Origin of the sequence: Pseudonocardia sp. T1-2H (genome assembly GCF_038039215.1) — a bacterium.
Taxonomy (GTDB): domain Bacteria; phylum Actinomycetota; class Actinomycetes; order Mycobacteriales; family Pseudonocardiaceae; genus Pseudonocardia.
Genome location: NZ_JBBPCL010000001.1, coordinates 2944971 through 2961739 on the forward strand (window position 1 = coordinate 2944971; position 16769 = coordinate 2961739).

Consider the following 16769-nt stretch of genomic DNA (forward strand, 5'->3'; position numbering starts at 1 on the left):
CCGCAACGTTCCACAGCCGGTCCACGCGCCGTCACTCTGCGCACACCCGGCGGGCGGTCTCGCCGGGAGATCCTGCGGGCGTGACCGAGACGCTCACCGTCCCCGTCCGTCCCTCCCACCCCTCGCCCGTCCGCACCCTCGCGGTGCTCGGCGACTCCACGGCCGCCGGGCTCGGCGACCCCCTGCCCGACGGCCGCTGGCGCGGGTTCGCCGTCCTCCTGCGGGACGCCCTCGGCGGGCCCGGGGACGTCACGCTCGTCACCACCGCCCGCACCGGCGCCCGGATGGCCGACGTCCGCCGCGACCAGCTCGACTCCACCGCCCGCTGCGCACCGGACGTCGCGGTGCTGTGCGCGGGGATGAACGACACCCTCCGCTCGGACTTCGACGCCGTGGACGTCGGCCGGGACTGCGCGGCGACGGTGCGCACGTTGCGGGCCGTGGGGGCGCACGTCGTCGTCCTGCGGTTCCACGACCACACGCGGGTGTTCCCGCTGCCCGGTCTGCTCCGGCGGGCGCTGCGCCTCCGGATCGAGGCGCTCAACGCGGCGATCGACCGCGCGGTCGCCGGGCTCGATGATGTCCAGGTCCTCGACGCGCACGCGCTCCCCGGCGGCTACGAGCGGGACGCGTGGAGCATCGACCGGCTGCACCCGTCCGAACTCGGGCACCGGCTGCTCGCCGGCGGGGTGGCGGCGCTGCTCGCCGAGGCCGGGTTCGGTGTCCCGTTCCCGGTCGGCACCCGGTGCGCGGGCGGCCGGGCGGTGAGCGCGTTCGACCGGGCGGCCTGGCTGCTCGTGCGGGGGACCCCGTGGCTGGCCCGCCGCGGGCGTGACCTGGGCCCGGTGATCGTGCAGGGGCTGCTCACCGGGATGCGCGGCGCTTCGGGCCCGCCCGCGAGGGCCCGCGTACTAAGCGCTGACGGGGTACGAGGCGGGGGCCGCCACCTCACCGGTCTCGATCTCGACCAGGGTGTCCCGGGTGCAGGGGCCGCACAGCCAGCTGACCGTGCCGTCCGGGCCGTGGTGGCTGCTCCACTCCAGTCCGCGCGCGTCGGCGGCGGTCCGGGGGCGGGCACATGACGGGCAGTGCGCGGGTTTCGCGATGTCCATGCCGATGAAGAGTGACATGCCCGCGTTGCCGAACTGTGAACGGACGACTCCTCCGTGTTGCGTTCGGGAGAAGTGTGTGTGGTCTCGTCAGAGCGAGTGGAGGAACCGGTCGATCCGCACCAGCGCCTCCTCCAGCTGCGGCAGCGCCGTCGCGTACGAGCAGCGGATGTGCCCCTCGCCGGACGGCCCGAACACGTTCCCGGGCACCACGGCGACGCTCTCGGCCTTGAGGAGGCGCTCGGCGAACGTCTCCGAATCCAGCCCTGACCCGCGGATGGACGGGAACGCGTAGAAGGCGCCACCCGGCTCCGGGCAGTCCAGGCCGATCTCCCGCAGGCCCTTCACGAACACCCGGCGACGCCGGTCGTAGTCCGCGACCATCTCCTGGACGTCGCCGTCGGCGGCGCTGAGCGCCTCGACCGCGGCGATCTGCGAGACGTGCGGTGCGCACAGCATCGTGTACTGGTGCACCCGCACGCACAGCTCCGCAACCGGGGCGGGCGCGCAGATCCAGCCGACGCGCCAGCCCGTCATCGCCTGGGCCTTGGAGAACCCGCCGAGCACCACCGTCCGCTCCCGCGCGCCCGGGACGGCCCCGAGGCAGGTGTGCACGCCGTCGTAGGTCAGCCGGTCGTAGATCTCGTCCGAGATCAGGTAGAGGTCGTGCTTCTCGGCCAGCCGGACGAGCGCCTGCAGCGCCGCCACGGGCTGGACCGCGCCCGTGGGGTTGGCGGGCGAGCCGATCAGGATCGCCTTGGTGCGCGGGGTGATCGCCGCCTCGACGGCCGCCGCGTCGATCGCGAAGCCGTCCTCGGCGCGCGTCGCCACCCGGACCGGGACGCCCCCGCCGAACGCGACGCACGGCTCGTACGCGACGTAGCAGGGCTCCGGGACGATGACCTCGTCACCGGGGTTGAGCAGCACCCGCAGCGCCAGGTCCAGGCCCTCGGAGACGCCCGTGGTGATCAGGCACTCGCTGTCCCACGCGTAGTCGGCGTCGTAGCGGGTGGCGAGCTCGGCGCAGATCAGCTTCCGCAGCTCCGGGAGCCCCGCGTTCGACGTGTAGGTGGTGTAGCCGTGCTCGAGGGCGTAGATCCCGGCCTCGCGGATGCGCCAGGGCGTGACGAAGTCCGGCTCGCCGACGCCGAGGGAGATGACGTCGTCCATCTCGGCGGCGATGTCGAAGAACCGCCGGATGCCCGACGGCGGGCAGGCGGCGATCACGTCGTTCAGCGGCTTCACGGGCTGTCCTCGCCTCGCGCTCGGGGTGACCGGGACTTCAGGGGGTGACCGGGAGCCGGTGGTCCGGCTCCGGCTCGGCGAAGTTGTCCCCGTCCTGCTTGTGCGTGGCGAGGACGAAGTGGGTCGCGGTGGCCTGCACCCGGTCGATCGTGGAGAGCTTGCGGCTCACGAAGTCGCTGACCGCGCGGATGTTCGAGCCGACCACGGTGCAGCGCAGATCGTGGCCGCCGGAGACCAGGTAGACGCTGCGCACCTCGTCGAAGCGGGAGATCCGCTGCGCGACGTCGTCGAAACCGACGCCGCGCGCCGGGAGCACCGCGACGTCGATGAACGCCATGACCTCACCGGCGTCCGCGCCCTCGACGGCGTCCCAGTTCACGACCGCCTTGTACCGGCGGATCACGCCGGCGGCCTCCCAGGCCCGGATCTGCGCCGTCACCTCCTCGACCGGAAGGCCCGTCATCGTCGCGATGGTGTCGTGGCTCAGGGTCGAGTCGCGTTCGAGCAGTTCCAGGATCTCGCGCACGGTGTCCGACCCTACTTCCCCTGCTCACGCGCCGGTCGGGAGGCCTCGCCCAGCCGGCGCACCGCCTCGACGAGGAGCGGCTCGGGGTAGGAGGCGAAGCAGCAGCGGGCCCCGTGGGCCTGGTCCGCGCCGACCGCGAAGGCGCTGCCGGGCACGAAACCGACGCCGTGCTCCAGAGCCCGGGGCAGCAGCGCGGTGGTGTCCGTGCCGTCGGTGAAGTCCAGCCAGCAGAACATCCCGCCGGTGGGCGTGGAGCGCACGACCCGGTCCCCGAACACCTCGTCGACGGCGCCGGTCAGCGCGGCGGCGCGGCCCCGGTTGGCGGTCCGGACGGTGCGCAGGTGGCCGGCGAACCACGCGTCGTCCGCCAGGAGCTCGGCGGCGATGGTCTGGGTGAGCGCCGAGCCGCACAGGTCGGTGCTCTGCTTGAGCAGCTCGACGCCCGCGGTCAGGGTGGGCGGCCCGACGAGCCAGCCGACCCGCAGCGCCGGCGCCACGACCTTCGACGCGCTGCCGAGCCGGACGACGCGGTCGCCGTGGGCCGCCAGCGGGCGCGGTGCGGCGTCGGCGAAGGACAGGAGGCCGTACGGGTCGTCCTCGACGACCAGGAAGCCGTACCGGTCCGCCAGCGCGGCGAGCTCGTGGCGCCGGTCCTGGGACAGCGTCACCCCGCGTGGGTTGTGGAAGCTGCTGACGGTGTGGACCAGCCGCGGCCGGAACCCGCCGGCGAGGCGCTCGGCCAGGACGTCGACGCGCAGCCCGTCGGTGTCGAGCGGGACCGGCCGGACGTCCGCCCCGGCGGCCTGGAACACCTGCAGCGCGCCCACGTAACACGGATCCTCGACGACGACCGGGTCCCCGGGGTCGAGCACTGCGCGGGCCAGCAGGTCGAGGGCCTGCTGCGACCCGCTGGTCACCACCACGTCCGAGGGCGCGACCGGGCGTTCGAGGCGCGCGGCCTCGTGGGCGGCGACGACGTCGCGGAGCCGGGCGAGGCCCGCCGTCTCGCCGTACTGCACGGATGCGGGGGAGGACAGGGCCCGGTCCGCGGCGACCGCGATGCGCTCGCGGGGCAGCAGGTCGGCGGCGGGCAGGCCGCCGGCCAGGGACAGGACGTCGTCGCGGGCGGTGAGGGTGAGCAGGTCCCGGATGGCGGAGCCGCGGACGGTGCGGAGGCGGCGGGACGACGGGACGGGGACGTCGGTGGTGGGCACGGGGAGATCCACTTCGGAAGGCTGCGGGAGGTGGGCCGTCGGGCACGGTCCCCGGCGGTCGCCCCGCGCGTGGATCGGTCGCGGCGGGGTGGGCGGCACGGCCCGGGTGGGGCTGTCCGTCGAGGATGGCCCTGTTTCCCACGAAGCGGTATCGGTTTCCCGGATGGTGGAACTTCTTCAGGTTTCGAACCGGTCACGAGAGTACCGATCGCCTGTATCGACGCTGCCTCGACCCCTACGGTTTGACCTCATGTCGAGCTACCCGCCGCCCGATGAGGACGGCCAGCGCCAGGGATCCGACGAGGGTGCGCGGCCCGCGCAGGGCCAGCCGGACCAGGGCGGCCAGGTGCCCCCGGGCGGCCAGGCTCCCGAGGGCGGCCAGTACGGCCGGCCCGGGCAGGATCACCCGCAGCAGGGCTATGCCCAGCAGGGCTATCCCCAGCAGGGCGGGTACGGCCAGGAGGGCGGCTACCCGCAGCAGGGTGGCTATCCGCAGCAGGGTGGCTACGGCGAGCAGGGTGGCTATCCGCAGCAGGGTGGCTACGGCGAGCAGGGCGCCTACCCGCAGCAGGGCGGCTATCCGCAGCAGGGTGGCTACCCGGACCAGGGCGGGTACGGCCAGCAGGGCGGTTACGCGCAGCAGGGCGGTTACGCGCAGCAGGGCGGCTACCCCGAGGGCTACGGCCAGCAACCGGGCGCCTACCCGCAGGCCTACGGCCAGCCCGGCTACGGCCAGTCCGGCTACGGCCAGCCCGGCTACGGCCAGCCCGGCGGCTACCCGCAGCCCGGCGGCTACGGAGCCGCGCCGGTCGTCGACGACCCCCTCGTCCCGGCGTCCTTCGGCGACTGGTGGTCCAAGGTCATCGGCGTGCTCGCGCGTAGCTGGCAGTCGCTGCTGATCATCCAGGTCGCCACGGTGGTGCCGGGCCTGATCGTCGCCGCGCTGGTCGACCTGCTGGCCGGGAACGGCTCGAACGTCGGGCTGATCCTCTTCGTGACCGCGGTCACGACCCTCGTCGTCATCGCAGTCTCGCTGCTCGCCCAGGGCGCGTCGGTGTTCGTGGCGGTGCGGGAGGCGACGGACCGGCCGACGTCCCCGGGCGAGGCGCTCTCGTTCGCCGCCGGCCGGGCGCTGCCGCTGCTCGGCTGGGGCATCCTCGCCGGGATCATGGTGGTCATCGGCTTCATCCTGCTGGTGTTGCCGGGCATCTACCTCCTCGTGGTCTTCGGTGGCGCGCTCACCGGCGTGATCATGTTCGAGAAGGCCGGGATCGGGCGGGCGTTCGAGCTCGTCAACCGGAGGTTCTGGCCCACCTTCGGCCGGCTGATCACCTTCGTCATCGCCGCGGCCATCTACACGGGCATCGTGGGCGCCGTCCTCGGCCTGTTCCTGGACCCGAACGGCTTCGCCTACTCGCTGCTGTCGAGCCTGCTGACGCTGCCGGTCACGCTGGCGTCGGTCGGGGTCGCGGTCGTGACGTACGCGGAGCTGCGCCACCACGAGAACCCGAGCGTGACGACCCCGGTGCTGGCCGACGAGCTGCAGCGCTGATCCCGTCGAGCTGATCCCGTCAGGGAATCGTCGGTGCCGGATGGCACGCTGGAGGCGATGAGCACCGACGGACTGTTCGAGCTGGACGACGAGCCCGCCTCCGAGCCGGAGGCGGGCTCGGTCTCGTCGAACGCCGGCGCGCCGCTCGCGGTCCGGATGCGGCCGCGGACACTGGAGGAGGTCGTCGGCCAGCGCCACCTGCTCAAGCCCGGTGCCCCGCTGCGCCGCCTCCTCGAGGGCGGTGCGCCGGCGTCCGTGCTGCTCTACGGCCCGCCCGGCACCGGCAAGACCACACTCGCCCGGCTCATGGCCCGGGCCGGGGACGGCACCAGGCACTTCGTCGCGCTCTCGGCGCTGTCGGCCGGGGTGAAGGAGCTGCGCGCGGTGATCGAGGACGCGCGACGGCGGCTGGACCGCAGCGGGCAGCGCACCGTCCTGTTCATCGACGAGGTGCACCGCTTCTCCAAGACCCAGCAGGATGCGCTGCTCGGCGCCGTCGAGGACCGGCTCGTCCTGCTCGTCGCCGCCACCACCGAGAACCCGTCGTTCTCCGTGGTCTCGCCGCTGCTGTCCCGCTCGCTCGTCCTGCAGCTCCAGTCCCTGGAGGAGGACGAGCTCCGGGCACTGCTCGCCCGGGCCGTCTCCGACGAGCGCGGCCTGAACGACGCCGTCACCCTCGCCGACGACGGCGAGGCCGCCCTGGTCCGCCTCTCGGCCGGGGACGCCCGGCGCGCCCTCACCGCCCTGGAGGCCGCGGCGGACGGTGTCCAGGCCGACGGCAGCGGAATCATCGACCTCGCCGCCGTGGAGCGGGCCGTCACCGAGGTCGCCGTGCGCTACGACCGGGCGGGGGACCAGCACTACGACGTGATCAGCGCGTTCATCAAGTCCATCCGCGGCTCGGATCCGGACGCCGCGCTGCACTACCTGGCCCGGATGATCGTGGCGGGGGAGGACGCGCGGTTCATCGCGCGTCGGCTGATGGTGCACGCGAGCGAGGACATCGGGCTGGCGGACCCCACGGCGCTGCAGGCGGCGACGGCGGCCGCGCAGGTCGTGCAGCTCGTCGGCATGCCGGAGGCGCGGCTCGCGCTGGCTCAGGCCACCGTGCACCTCGCGACCGCCCCCAAGTCCAACGCCGTGATCGCCGGGATCGACGCGGCGATGGCGGACGTGAAGGCGGGCGCGGTCGGCGCGGTGCCGCCGCACCTGCGGGACGGGCACTACGCGGGCGCGCAGAAGCTCGGCAACGCCGTCGGCTACCGGTACCCGCACAGCGTGCCGGACGGGGTGCTCGCCCAGCAGTACCCGCCGGACGAGCTGGTCGGGAAGGACTACTACGTGCCGACGAACCACGGCGCGGAACGGGTGCTGTCCGAACGGCTGCCCAAGCTCCGCCGCGCGGTCCGCGGCTCAGGCCAGCCGGCCGAGAAGAGCTAGCGCCTCGGCCCACGGGTCGAGGTCGGCGGCCGGGAGCGCCGGCGCGAAGGCGGCACCCGGGGCGGTCCGGGCGGGTCCCGCGGGCACGAGCCGGGCCTGCTCGAGCACGGCGGCCACCAGCTCGTCGTCCGGGCGCTCGCCGTCGCCGAGCGCCGTGGTGACATCCCAGGTGTGCACGACGGTGTCCAGCAGGTGCATCCCGACGACGGCGCGGAGCGGGAAACGGCGGTTCGGGTGGATCTCGGCCAGGAGCACCGCCCGGTCCTCCGGGGCCGCGGCGAGGGCCGCGGTCAGCGCCTCCGCGGAGGCCGGCCAGCCGCCGTGCGGGAGCGGGGCGAAGTCCACGAGGCCCGGCTCGGCGTCGATCACCGCGGTGGCGAACCCGACGTTCTGCCCGGTCATGTGCGCGAGGAGGGCTTCGAGGTCCCAGCCGGCGCAGGGCGTGGGCCGGGCGAGATCCTCTTCGCGGACCGCCGTGACGACCTCGGTGGCCCGGTCCAGCGCGCGCCGGTGCAGCTCGATCGATGTCACGGAGAGACGGTCTACCAGGTCTCCGCCCGGGTGGCGACGGGTCGGGCGGGGTGGGGTCGGGGGGTCAGGCCGTCTCGAGAGTCAGGCCGAAGGCGCGCAGCGCGGGGCCGACCGGGGTGAAGTAGCTGGCGCAACCCCCGTCGTCGCCGCCGCCGCTGTGGATGCCCTGCGCCTGGCCGGCCGGGGTGATGTACGGGCCGCCCGAGTCGCCCTCGCGCGAGCAGAGCGAGGCCACGCCCATCCCGTTCTGCATCTGGCCGTCGAAGTTGACGCTGCGGTTGCGGCCGGTGATCTGGCCGCAGACCCGCCCGCTCGTGGCGCCGGTCAGGCACACCGTCGAGCCGACCGGCGCCTCGCGGCTCCCGTGCACGGTCGTCGCGCCGACCGCCGGCTGCGGGGTCCAGCTCGGGTCCGTCACCGGGACCGCGCCGGCGTCGAGGTCCGCGGACGCGCTCTTCGCACCCGAGCCGATGGGCACGCCGTCCTCGGACTGCCAGTCCGGGTTGCCGCGCGTGCAGTGCCCGGCGGTGAGGATCCAGTCCTGACGCCCAGCGCGGGCGTTGAAGCCGAGCGTGCACTTCTCGTAGCCGCTCTTGATCGTGTCGCCACCGGACATGTCCGCGTGGTGGGCCGGTCCGCCGGCACCGGTGCGGACCTGCAGCGCGGCGGGGTCGATCCCGGCCAGCAGCGCGTCGACGGCGGGGGTGCGCGGGCCGGCCAGGGCGACGTCCAGGTGCTGGGTGGCCTCGTCCACGCCGTAGTCCGCGACCTCCGGCGGCAGCCCGCCCGTTGCGGCGCGCTCGTCGAGCGTCCGCTGCAGCGCCGCGGGATCCAGCCGCGGCCCGGTGCGGAGCACGGGGGTCGCGCCGAGGGCGCCGATCGCGTCGACGGTCGCGGGGTCCCAGGTGCCGATCATCAGCCGCGAGGTGGCCGGGTCGAACCACTCACCGGCCAGCGCGGATCCGGCGGCCGCGGCGGCCACCGGAAGGAGATCGACCGCGGCGGCCTCGCTCAACGGCGCCGGGCCCGACGGGGCCGGGGCGGCGGACGCGGGTCCCACGAGGAGGACACCGGACAGGGCGGCGAGCGCGGCCGCCGCGGTCACGAGACGGGTACGGACGGCGAGGGTCGGCACACCGGGGCCAACGAGCCGCTCCCGCTCCGGCCCCGGTCACGGTCCGGGATACGCCCGAACGTGTGGCAACCCCGGGCGATCGTGACGCCCGGTGCGGCTACGCCCCGTCCCGCTCGACGGGGCAGCTCATGCAGCGCGGCCCGCCCCGGCCCCGGCCGAGCTCGCCGCCGGGCACCTCCACGACCTCGATCCCGTTGCGCCGCAGAAAGGCGTTGGTGGTGACGTTGCGCTCGTAGGTCACCACGACGCCCGGCTCGACGGCGAGCACGTTGCACCCGTCGTCCCACTGCTCGCGTTCGGCGGCGTGCACGTCCTGCTCGGCGGTGAGCACGCGGATCGAGTCCAGGCCCAGCGCCGAGGCGATGGCCGTGTGCATCTCCTCGGGCGCGTGGTCGATCATCGCCATCTCCTTCTCGGAGTCCCCCGGCGTGACCGTGTACGACGGCAGCATCCCGAGCCCCGCGTACTTCACGAACGTCTCGGGGTCCGCCATCGTCATCACGGTGTCCAGGTGCATGAGCGCCCGGGTCTCGGGCAGCTTCAGCGCCACGATCTTCTGCACCTGACCGCCCGCGAACAGCGACTGCGCCAGCCGCTCGACGCCCTGCGGGGTCGTCCGCTCGCTCATCCCGACGAGCACGGCGCCCCCGCCGAGGACGAGCAGGTCCCCGCCCTCGACGGTCGCGGGCCCGTTCACCGACCCGGCGGACCAGACCTCGAACCCGCCCCCGGCGAACAGCGGATGCCAGCGGTAGATCGCCTCGTAGTGCACGGTCTCGCGCATGCGCGCCTTCTTCCGCATGCTGTTGATCGCGACGCCGCCGTGGATCCAGGCGCTCGGGTCCCGGGTGTAGAGGTGGTTGGGCAGCGGCTCGAGCACGAAGTCGTCCAGGTCCAGGACGTGGAAGGCGATCGAGCGCGGCTCCTCGATGCGCTCCAGCACCTCGCGCTTGGTGATCCCCCCGATCATGTGCTCGGTCAGGGTGTCGGGGTCCATCGCGTCGAAGCAGTTCCGCAGGGCGTCGACGGCCAGCGGGCCGTAGATCCGGTCGTCGAAGATCCGGTCGAGCGCGTAGGCGTGCGCCTCGGGGAGCTCGAGGGTGGCGCGCAGCAGGTCCGCGAAGAGGTGCACGGTCACGCCGCGCTCGCGCAGCACCTCGGCGAAGCGGTCGTGCTCCGCCTGGGCGCGCTGGACCCACAGCACGTCGTCGAACAGGAGGCGGTCCTTGTTGCCGGGGGTGAGCCGCTTGAGCTCCAGCCCCGGCCGGTGCAGCAGGACCTGGCGCAACGTGCCGACCTCGGAGTACACCCCGAACGGGCCACCTGGGTTCATGGCGCACATCGTGGCGGAAGATGTGCCGATGCGGCTGGATCGGACCGACGAGCGGATCGTCACGTTGCTCGTCGACGACGGGCGTCGCAGCTATGCGGAGCTGGGCGCGGAGGTGGGGCTCTCCGCGTCCGCGGTGAAGCGCCGCGTGGACCGGCTGCGCTCCGACGGCGTGATCACGCGGTTCAGCGTGCGGCTCGATCCGGGCGCGCTGGGCTGGAGCGTGGAGGGGTACGTCGAGCTGTACTGCCGGCCGAGCACGCCCCCCGCCGCGATCAAGGCGGCGGTGTCCGGGCTGCCCGAGGTGGTCGACGCGAGCACGGTCTCGGGCGAGGCGGACGCGCTGGTGCGGATCCTGGCGTCGGACATGCGGCACTTCGAGCGGGTGCTGGAGCAGATCGGCGCGGAGCCGTTCGTGGAGCGGACCAAGTCCGTGCTGGTGCTCTCCCCGTTGATCAGGCGGACCCCCGGGGTGTCCTGAGGGGGCGCACAACGTTCGGGCGCCGAACCGGGCATCTGCGCAACGATCGAGCGTGATCCGGCAACGGATCGTGATTGTCCGCGCTGCCGAGCCCTATCTACGCTGACGGGGGACAGGGGTCCCGATGGCGTGACCGTCCGCCTTCCGCAGGGAGTGCCCGTGACCAGCGTCCTTTCCCGCCCGTCCGAGACCGTCCCGAGGAACCCCACGCGCCGGCACTACGTGATGTGCCCGCCGACCCACTTCGCCGTCGAGTACGCGATCAACCCGTGGATGACCCCCGGGGCCGCCGTCGACCTCGATCTCGCGTTCACCCAGTGGGACTCGCTGCGCCGGACCTACGTCGAGCTGGGCCACGAGGTGACCGTCGTCGAGCCCGTGCCCGGGCTGCCGGACATGGTCTACGCGGCCAACGGCGCCACCGTCGCCGGCGGGATCGTCTACGGCGCGATGTTCAGGTACGCCGAGCGGGTGCCCGAGGCCGCCGCCTACCGCCTCGCCCTCGCTGCCGCCGGGCTGACCAGGTTCGCCGAACCCACCTTCGTCAACGAGGGGGAGGGGGACCTGCTCGTCGCGGGCGAGGTCGTCCTGGCCGGGAGCGGGTTCCGCACGGACCCGCGGGCGCACGTCGAGGCCGCGCGCGTGCTGCGCCGGCCGGTGCTCGGGCTCGAGCCGTCGATCCGCGGTACTACCACCTGGACACGGCGGTGACGGTCCTGTCGGACACGGAGATCGCCTACCTGCCGGAGGCGTTCGCGCCGCGGTCCCGGGGCGTGCTGGCCGGGCGCTATCCGGCCGCGGTGATCGCGAGCGCCGAGGACGCGGCGGTGCTGGGGCTGAACGCGGTGAGCGACGGGCGGCACGTCGTCCTCCCGTCGGCGGCGGCCGGGCTGGCCGCGGAGTACGCCGATCGGGGCTTCACCCCCGTCGGCGTCGACCTTTCCGAGCTGCTCAAGGGCGGTGGCGGACCGAAGTGCTGCACGCTGGAGGTACGGGCATGACGCTGCTCCACGACAGTCCCACCGCCGTCCACGAGCGGCTGATGGCCGAGCACTCCGCGCACAACTACCACCCGCTCCCGGTGGTGATCGCCGACGGGCAGGGGGTCTGGGTCACCGACGTCGAGGGGCGCCGCTACCTGGACTTCCTCGCCGGGTACTCGGCGCTGAACTTCGGCCACCGCCATCCGGTGCTGACCGCCGCCGCGCACCGCCAGCTGGACCGCGTGACCCTGACCAGCCGCGCCTTCGGCAACGACCAGCTCGGCCCGTTCTGCACGGAGCTCGCCGCGCTGCTGGGCAAGGAGCGGGTGCTGCCGATGAACACCGGAGCGGAGGCCGTCGAGAGCGGGCTGAAGGTGGCCCGCAAGTGGGGCTACGACGTCAAGGGCGTGCCGGCGGACCGGGCGCGGATCGTCGTCGCGGCGGAGGCGTTCCACGGCCGCACGATCAGCGTGGTCTCGTTCTCCACCGATCCCGAGGCGCGCGGCGGGTTCGGCCCGTTCACCCCGGGCTTCGACGTCGTGCCGTACGGCGACGCGGCCGCGCTCCGGGCCGCGATCACGCCCGAGACGGTGGCGGTGCTGCTCGAGCCGGTCCAGGGCGAGGCGGGTGTGATCGTCCCGCCGCCCGGGTACCTGGCCGCGGTCCGGGAGATCTGCACCGCGTCGAACGTGCTCTACGTGTCCGACGAGGTGCAGGCCGGCCTGGGCCGGACCGGGCACGTCCTGGCGACGCGCGCGGCCGGCGTCGACGCGGACGTCTACCTGCTCGGCAAGGCCCTCGGGGCCGGGATCGTGCCGGTCTCCGCCGTGGTGGCCGACTCCGACGTGCTCGGCGTGCTCAAACCCGGCCAGCACGGTTCGACGTTCGGGGGGAACCCGCTGGCCTGCGCGGTCGGCCGGGCCGTCGTCGCGCTGCTGGCCGAGGGGAGCCTGCTCGAACACACCCGCGCGATGGGCGAGGTCCTGCACGAGGGTTTGCGGGAGCTGCTCGGGCACGGGACGACGGCCGTCCGCGGGGTGGGCCTGTGGGCCGGCGTGGACGTCGACCCGGAGCTGGGGACGGGCCGCGAGGTCTGCGAACGGCTGGCCGCCCTCGGTGTCCTGGCGAAGGACACCCACGGCCCCACCGTCCGCCTCTCCCCGCCGCTGGTGATCACCGAGCCGGAGCTGCACACCGCCCTGACCGCCCTCCGCCACGCCCTGCGGTCCTAGGGCATCGTGACGGTGAGGCGGGGGACGTTCGGGCTCTCGGCCGAGCCGAAGCGCTTCCAGGAGAGCGGGTCCTTCTCGTCGGTCGCGCGGAGCTGCACGGTGCCGGCCGTCGTCCCGGCGGCGGCCCACTCCTTCACCAGGGGCGTCACGTCCACGCTGGTCCAGCCGGGGGCGCACGCGGCGTTGTTGCCCCGGGTGTCGGTGCTGGTGGCGCGCACCACGTCGGCGGGGGGCTGGTTCGCCCAGCGCAGTGCCGGCCCGATCGGCCCGGCGCCCGGGTTCAGCGAGCGGACCTCCCAGGCCCGCGCCTTGCACGAGGCGGACCAGCCCTGGAACACCTCCAGCGTCGCGCTGCCGATCGGCTTCCCGGCGAGCTGCGCGACGTCCCAGGTGAGGTAGCTGCGGGCGACCGCGACCCCGTCGTAGCTGCCGATCCGGAGCTCCGGCTCGCCGGAGGTGTCGGTGTTGCGGATGGTCGTCTGGACGGTCGTGTCGAAGGGAACGGGCGCGGCCCCGGCCGGCTTCTCGGCGGCGACCACCCGGCTGACGGCGGACTCGGCCTCGGTCATCCCGGTGCGGCCGTCGAGCGCCGGGTCCGGGACCGCCTCGGCGGCACCGCGCAGGGCGAGCGCGGGCGCCGGACCCGTCGGCGTGCCGTCCTTCCGGATCGACGCGACGAACCCGGCGCGCGTCGCCTCGACGTCGAGGCTCCAGCCCGGCGCGACCTGCGGGTAGACGGCGCGGTTGGCGGCGAGGCGCGGAGCGGGCAGCGCGGTGGGCCAGACGACGGCCGCGGACCCGCCGCCGGCGTAGCGCACGGACGGGCCGGTGGGGGTGAGCGTGAGGTCGTGCGGTCCCGCGACGGGGCGGACGACACCGTCGGGATCCGTGCGCAGCGTCAGGTCGATCGGCATCCACTCGGCCCCGCCGGACGCGGCCGGACGCTGCATGCGGACCGGGCCGGAGTAGAGCGTGAGGGTGCGGGCACCGTCGGCGCGGACGGCGGTGTCGCTGGACGCGGTGGTGGCGTCCTCGGTGAGCGGGGTCCCGGCCGGAGGTGTCGCGGTCGGCGGGGGAGTCGCGGCGGAGGCGACACCAGGTGAGAGGAGTCCGAGGAGCGATGTTGCGAGTAGTGCGGTCGCGGCGGTCGCCGCGCGTCGTGACATGCCCGAAGAACTACGGCCAGGGGACCACGCAGGGCAAGATCGCTGGGCCGGGAGGCCCCGTGTCGGGGGAACGATCTCACCCGATGGCGCAGCCGGTCGTCGTGCGAACCTGACCGCGCGTAGTCAAAATTGGGTGATCGACAGTCACTCGTCGCCGGAAAACGGCCGTCCGTCGACTCCTCGGCCGGCGAGCAACTCGGGCTTGACGGCACCGAACATCACTGTGAGCAACATCTCGGCCGTCTGCTCCGCCGTCTCGTCCGGTCGGTTGAGGCTGCGGACCAGTAGCAGGTTGATCACTATGCCGCTCAGTTCGACCGCGGGCGGGAAGGGGCGGAGCTCCCCGGAGCGCTGTCCGTCCTCGATCAGGCCCTCGATCGCGGTCGTCATCGGGGCGAGGTTGCGCGGGTCCCCCTGGTCCTGCGGATCCGGCGGCGCGGTGGTGCGCGCGGTGTAGTCCAGCATCGCCAGGCCCAGGGCCGCGGTGAGCGTCCGGTGCCGGGCGCTGGTCCGGCTCAGGGCTCTGACCTGGTCACTCAACGCGTCGACGACCGGTCGGCCCGTCCGGCGGTCCTGCTCGGCGGACAGCGCGAGCGGCCGGATCAGCGGCGCGTACACCGTGCCGATGAGCGCGTGCTTGGTCGGGAAGTGGTTGTAGGCCGTCGCGGGGCTGACCCCGGCGGCGGCGGCGACGTCCTCGACGCGGGTCTGGTTCCAGCCGCGGGTGCCGAAGAGGGCGTCCGCGGATTCGAGCAGGGCGCGGCGCGTGCGCTCACGTTTCGTCCGTGCCGCACGGACCCGCGGCTCCTCCGGGGGAGCTGTCTCGTCTGGGGGCATCGCACTCACAGTCACCGATTCTCCGCCCAACCATACTTGACTCCAGTTCGACGGGTACCCCACACTGGTGACGCGCTACTTGAATATCGAACGACGGTTCCCGATCGCCGCAGGGCACGGCGGCGGTCGGGACCGGTGCCGGGGGCAGCAGGGCCGCAGGGGTGCGGCTCGGACGCCCTCCGACACCGGGCGGAGCACCGCACCGCAGCGGCACTCCTCGACGGGCACATCGAGGCGTGCAGCTGAGTCCGCGCACGGCATCGGGGCCCGGTAGGTCCCGGTGCAGGGAGAGGGGAACTCCGTCGATGTACACCTCTGTTCGCACGCTCATGTCCGGATCCGGCCGATGAGCGCCGCAGCCGAGCAGTTCGCCCACCGCGCCGGTCAACCGGAGCAGTGGCTGATCTCGATCGTGCCCGCCCTGGAGACCGAGCTTCCCGTCGAGCTCGAGGAGGTCCCGGAGACACCGGGGCGCTCGCTCCCGGAGCCCGCGGCCCTCGAGCAGTTCGTCGCGGCCGCCGTCGCGGGCGACACGCGCGCCCGGGACGAGCTGCTCACCGAGATCCGTCCACTGGTGCTGCGGTACTGCCGTGGCCGGCTCGGCCGTCAGGAGACCGTCATCGGCTCGGCCGAGGACGTCGCCCAGGACGTCTGCCTGGCCGTCGTCAACGCGCTGCCGACGTACGCGGTGAAGGGCCTGTCGTTCCGCGCGTTCGTCTACGGCATCGCGGCGCACAAGGTCACCGACGCCTTCCGGGCGATCGGGCGCAACCGGTCCGAGCCCGTCGCGGAGGTGCCGGACATGGCAGTCAGCCACGACGGCCCGGAGCACCGGGTCCTCGCGGTCGAGCTCAACCGCCGCCTCGGGGGCCTGCTGAACACCCTCACCGACCGTCAGCGCGAGGTCCTCGTGCTGCGGCTCGCGGTCGGGCTGAGCGCCGAGGAGACGGCGAAAACCGTCGGCTCGACGCCCGGTGCGGTCCGGGTGACCCAGCACCGCGCGCTGGGCCGGCTCCGCCAGCTCGTCGCCGAGACGGGCGTGGCCGTGTCCGGGCTCGCCCCGGCCGACGACGAGGACCGGGACGGCCGGTAGGCGGGCGACCCGTCCTCGGTCGGGGACGGCCGAGGGTAGTAGCCTGTCCGCGATCACCACGCGAGGTGGCGATCACCTCACTTGATGATCGCGGGAGGGCTTTGTGTCGGCTGGTCAGATCGCTGCGCTGATCGCCGCGGGGGCTTTCGTCGTGCTCGTGGTGCTGCTGGCGATCCCGCTGCTCAAGCTGGGTCGCACGCTCGACGAGGCGACCGTGGCCATCCGCAAGGCCCACGAGGGCAGCGCTCCGCTGCTCACCGACGCGCACGCCACCCTCAACTCGGTGAACACCCAGCTCGAGCGGGTCGACGGGATCACCTCGAACGCGCGCCAGGTCACCAGCAACGTGTCCGTCCTGACGTCGCTGTTCACGGCTACCCTGGGAGGTCCGCTGGTGCGGGCCGCCGCGTTCTCCTACGGGTTGAACAAGGCGGTCAAGGCACGCAGGGCGGGTAAGGATGCGGGCGCGCACGCGCTGCGTGGCCGCAAGGGCAAGTTCAAGGGGAAGAAGTGAAGCGCCTGTTCTGGCTCGGCGTCGGTGCGGCCGCGGGTGTCTACGTCTCCCGCCGGGTCACCGAGACCAAGCAGCGGCTCACCCCGCAGGGCATCGGTGCGGACCTCGCGGACGGTCTGCGTGAGCTCGGTGCCGGCCTCGGGGCCTTCGGCGCCGAGGTGCGCGCCGGGATGTCGGCCCGCGAGCGGGAGCTGACGGACCTGGTGGAGCGCCGGACCGGCGCCGTGCTGCCCACGTACTCCGACGCCTTGTCCGAGGACGCTCCGCGTGGCGCCCGACCGACCGCGAACCCCGGCGCGCGAGCGCGCCGGGCAGGGGCCTGAGCGGCGTCTCCGCCGCGCTCCTGCCGTTCGTCGCGTCCGTTCCTCCTCCTGATCCGGA

The 16769-nt window shown here is 73.8% G+C and carries 16 protein-coding genes and 1 pseudogene; 9 read left to right on the forward strand and 8 right to left on the reverse strand.

The features are described from left to right. Positions 1–80 precede the first annotated feature (80 nt). The gene (locus WBK50_RS14690; protein WP_341336155.1) at positions 81–1082 is read left to right on the forward strand and encodes an SGNH/GDSL hydrolase family protein; all 1002 of its coding nucleotides are present in this window, start codon (positions 81–83) and stop codon (positions 1080–1082) included. 117 nt (positions 1083–1199) lie between these two features. Here WBK50_RS14690 and WBK50_RS14695 read toward each other — a convergent pair whose 3' ends face one another. Genes WBK50_RS14695 through WBK50_RS14705 form a run of 3 tightly spaced genes read right to left on the reverse strand, consistent with a single transcriptional unit; the run spans position 1200 to position 4094 of the window. Beyond that, the gene (locus WBK50_RS14695) at positions 1200–2354 is read right to left on the reverse strand and encodes an aminotransferase class I/II-fold pyridoxal phosphate-dependent enzyme (RefSeq protein WP_341336156.1); all 1155 of its coding nucleotides are present in this window, start codon (positions 2352–2354) and stop codon (positions 1200–1202) included. Positions 2355–2391: 37 nt separating this feature from the next. Then, on the reverse strand, positions 2392–2880 hold the full coding sequence (locus tag WBK50_RS14700) for an Lrp/AsnC family transcriptional regulator (RefSeq protein ID WP_341336157.1): 489 nt from the start codon (positions 2878–2880) through the stop codon (positions 2392–2394). Between the two features lie 11 nt (positions 2881–2891). Further along, the gene (locus WBK50_RS14705; RefSeq protein WP_341336158.1) at positions 2892–4094 is read right to left on the reverse strand and encodes an aminotransferase-like domain-containing protein; all 1203 of its coding nucleotides are present in this window, start codon (positions 4092–4094) and stop codon (positions 2892–2894) included. A 250-nt stretch (positions 4095–4344) separates the two neighbouring features. Here WBK50_RS14705 and WBK50_RS14710 point away from each other — a divergent pair, with 250 nt between their 5' ends. After that, positions 4345–5646, forward strand: coding sequence for a hypothetical protein (locus tag WBK50_RS14710; protein ID WP_341336159.1), 1302 nt, complete (start codon positions 4345–4347; stop codon positions 5644–5646). 57 nt (positions 5647–5703) lie between these two features. Continuing rightward, a complete protein-coding gene (locus WBK50_RS14715; RefSeq protein WP_341336160.1) occupies positions 5704–7086 on the forward strand; it encodes a replication-associated recombination protein A in 1383 nt (460 codons plus the stop codon). On the opposite strand, the gene WBK50_RS14720 is transcribed toward WBK50_RS14715, so the two are convergent. From WBK50_RS14720 to WBK50_RS14730, 3 genes are all read right to left on the reverse strand, one after another. Beyond that, a complete protein-coding gene (locus WBK50_RS14720; RefSeq protein WP_341336161.1) occupies positions 7060–7617 on the reverse strand; it encodes a TIGR03086 family metal-binding protein in 558 nt (185 codons plus the stop codon). The two genes, WBK50_RS14715 and WBK50_RS14720, sit on opposite strands and share 27 nt — an antisense overlap. Before the next feature lie 64 nt (positions 7618–7681). Continuing rightward, on the reverse strand, positions 7682–8722 hold the full coding sequence (locus WBK50_RS14725; protein ID WP_341336162.1) for a S1 family peptidase: 1041 nt from the start codon (positions 8720–8722) through the stop codon (positions 7682–7684). 127 nt (positions 8723–8849) lie between these two features. Further along, on the reverse strand, positions 8850–10085 hold the full coding sequence (locus WBK50_RS14730) for an arginine deiminase (protein WP_341336163.1): 1236 nt from the start codon (positions 10083–10085) through the stop codon (positions 8850–8852). Positions 10086–10113: 28 nt separating this feature from the next. On the opposite strand from WBK50_RS14730, the gene WBK50_RS14735 reads away from it, so the two are divergent. From WBK50_RS14735 to rocD, 3 genes and pseudogenes are all read left to right on the forward strand, one after another. Then, positions 10114–10563, forward strand: a complete 450-nt coding sequence (locus WBK50_RS14735) for an Lrp/AsnC family transcriptional regulator (RefSeq protein ID WP_341336164.1) — start codon at positions 10114–10116, stop codon at positions 10561–10563. Between the two features lie 225 nt (positions 10564–10788). Then, positions 10789–11564 (forward strand): annotated as a pseudogene (gene ddaH / locus WBK50_RS14740) (dimethylargininase). Continuing rightward, entirely contained in the window at positions 11561–12778 is a 1218-nt protein-coding gene (gene rocD, locus WBK50_RS14745; RefSeq protein WP_341336165.1) for an ornithine--oxo-acid transaminase, read from the forward strand. The pseudogene ddaH and the gene rocD overlap by 4 nt, the downstream one beginning before the upstream one ends. Here rocD and WBK50_RS14750 read toward each other — a convergent pair. Together WBK50_RS14750 and WBK50_RS14755 are read right to left on the reverse strand one after the other, a co-directional pair. After that, complete coding sequence (locus WBK50_RS14750) at positions 12775–13944, reverse strand: DNRLRE domain-containing protein (protein ID WP_341336166.1); 1170 nt, start codon at positions 13942–13944, stop codon at positions 12775–12777. The two genes, rocD and WBK50_RS14750, sit on opposite strands and share 4 nt — an antisense overlap. Before the next feature lie 144 nt (positions 13945–14088). Next, positions 14089–14781, reverse strand: a complete 693-nt coding sequence (locus WBK50_RS14755) for a TetR/AcrR family transcriptional regulator (protein WP_341336167.1) — start codon at positions 14779–14781, stop codon at positions 14089–14091. 346 nt (positions 14782–15127) lie between these two features. On the opposite strand from WBK50_RS14755, the gene shbA reads away from it, so the two are divergent. The 3 genes from shbA (at position 15128) to WBK50_RS14770 (ending at position 16711) form a co-directional block, all read left to right on the forward strand. Then, positions 15128–15874 carry an RNA polymerase sigma factor ShbA gene (shbA, locus tag WBK50_RS14760; protein WP_341336168.1) on the forward strand — a complete coding sequence of 249 codons (747 nt, stop codon included), beginning with the start codon at positions 15128–15130 and terminating at the stop codon, positions 15872–15874. Between the two features lie 103 nt (positions 15875–15977). Continuing rightward, positions 15978–16388, forward strand: a complete 411-nt coding sequence (locus WBK50_RS14765; RefSeq protein WP_341336169.1) for a DUF948 domain-containing protein — start codon at positions 15978–15980, stop codon at positions 16386–16388. Further along, a complete protein-coding gene (locus WBK50_RS14770; RefSeq protein ID WP_341336170.1) occupies positions 16385–16711 on the forward strand; it encodes a hypothetical protein in 327 nt (108 codons plus the stop codon). Before WBK50_RS14765 ends, WBK50_RS14770 begins: the two co-directional genes overlap by 4 nt. Positions 16712–16769: the final 58 nt, after the last annotated feature.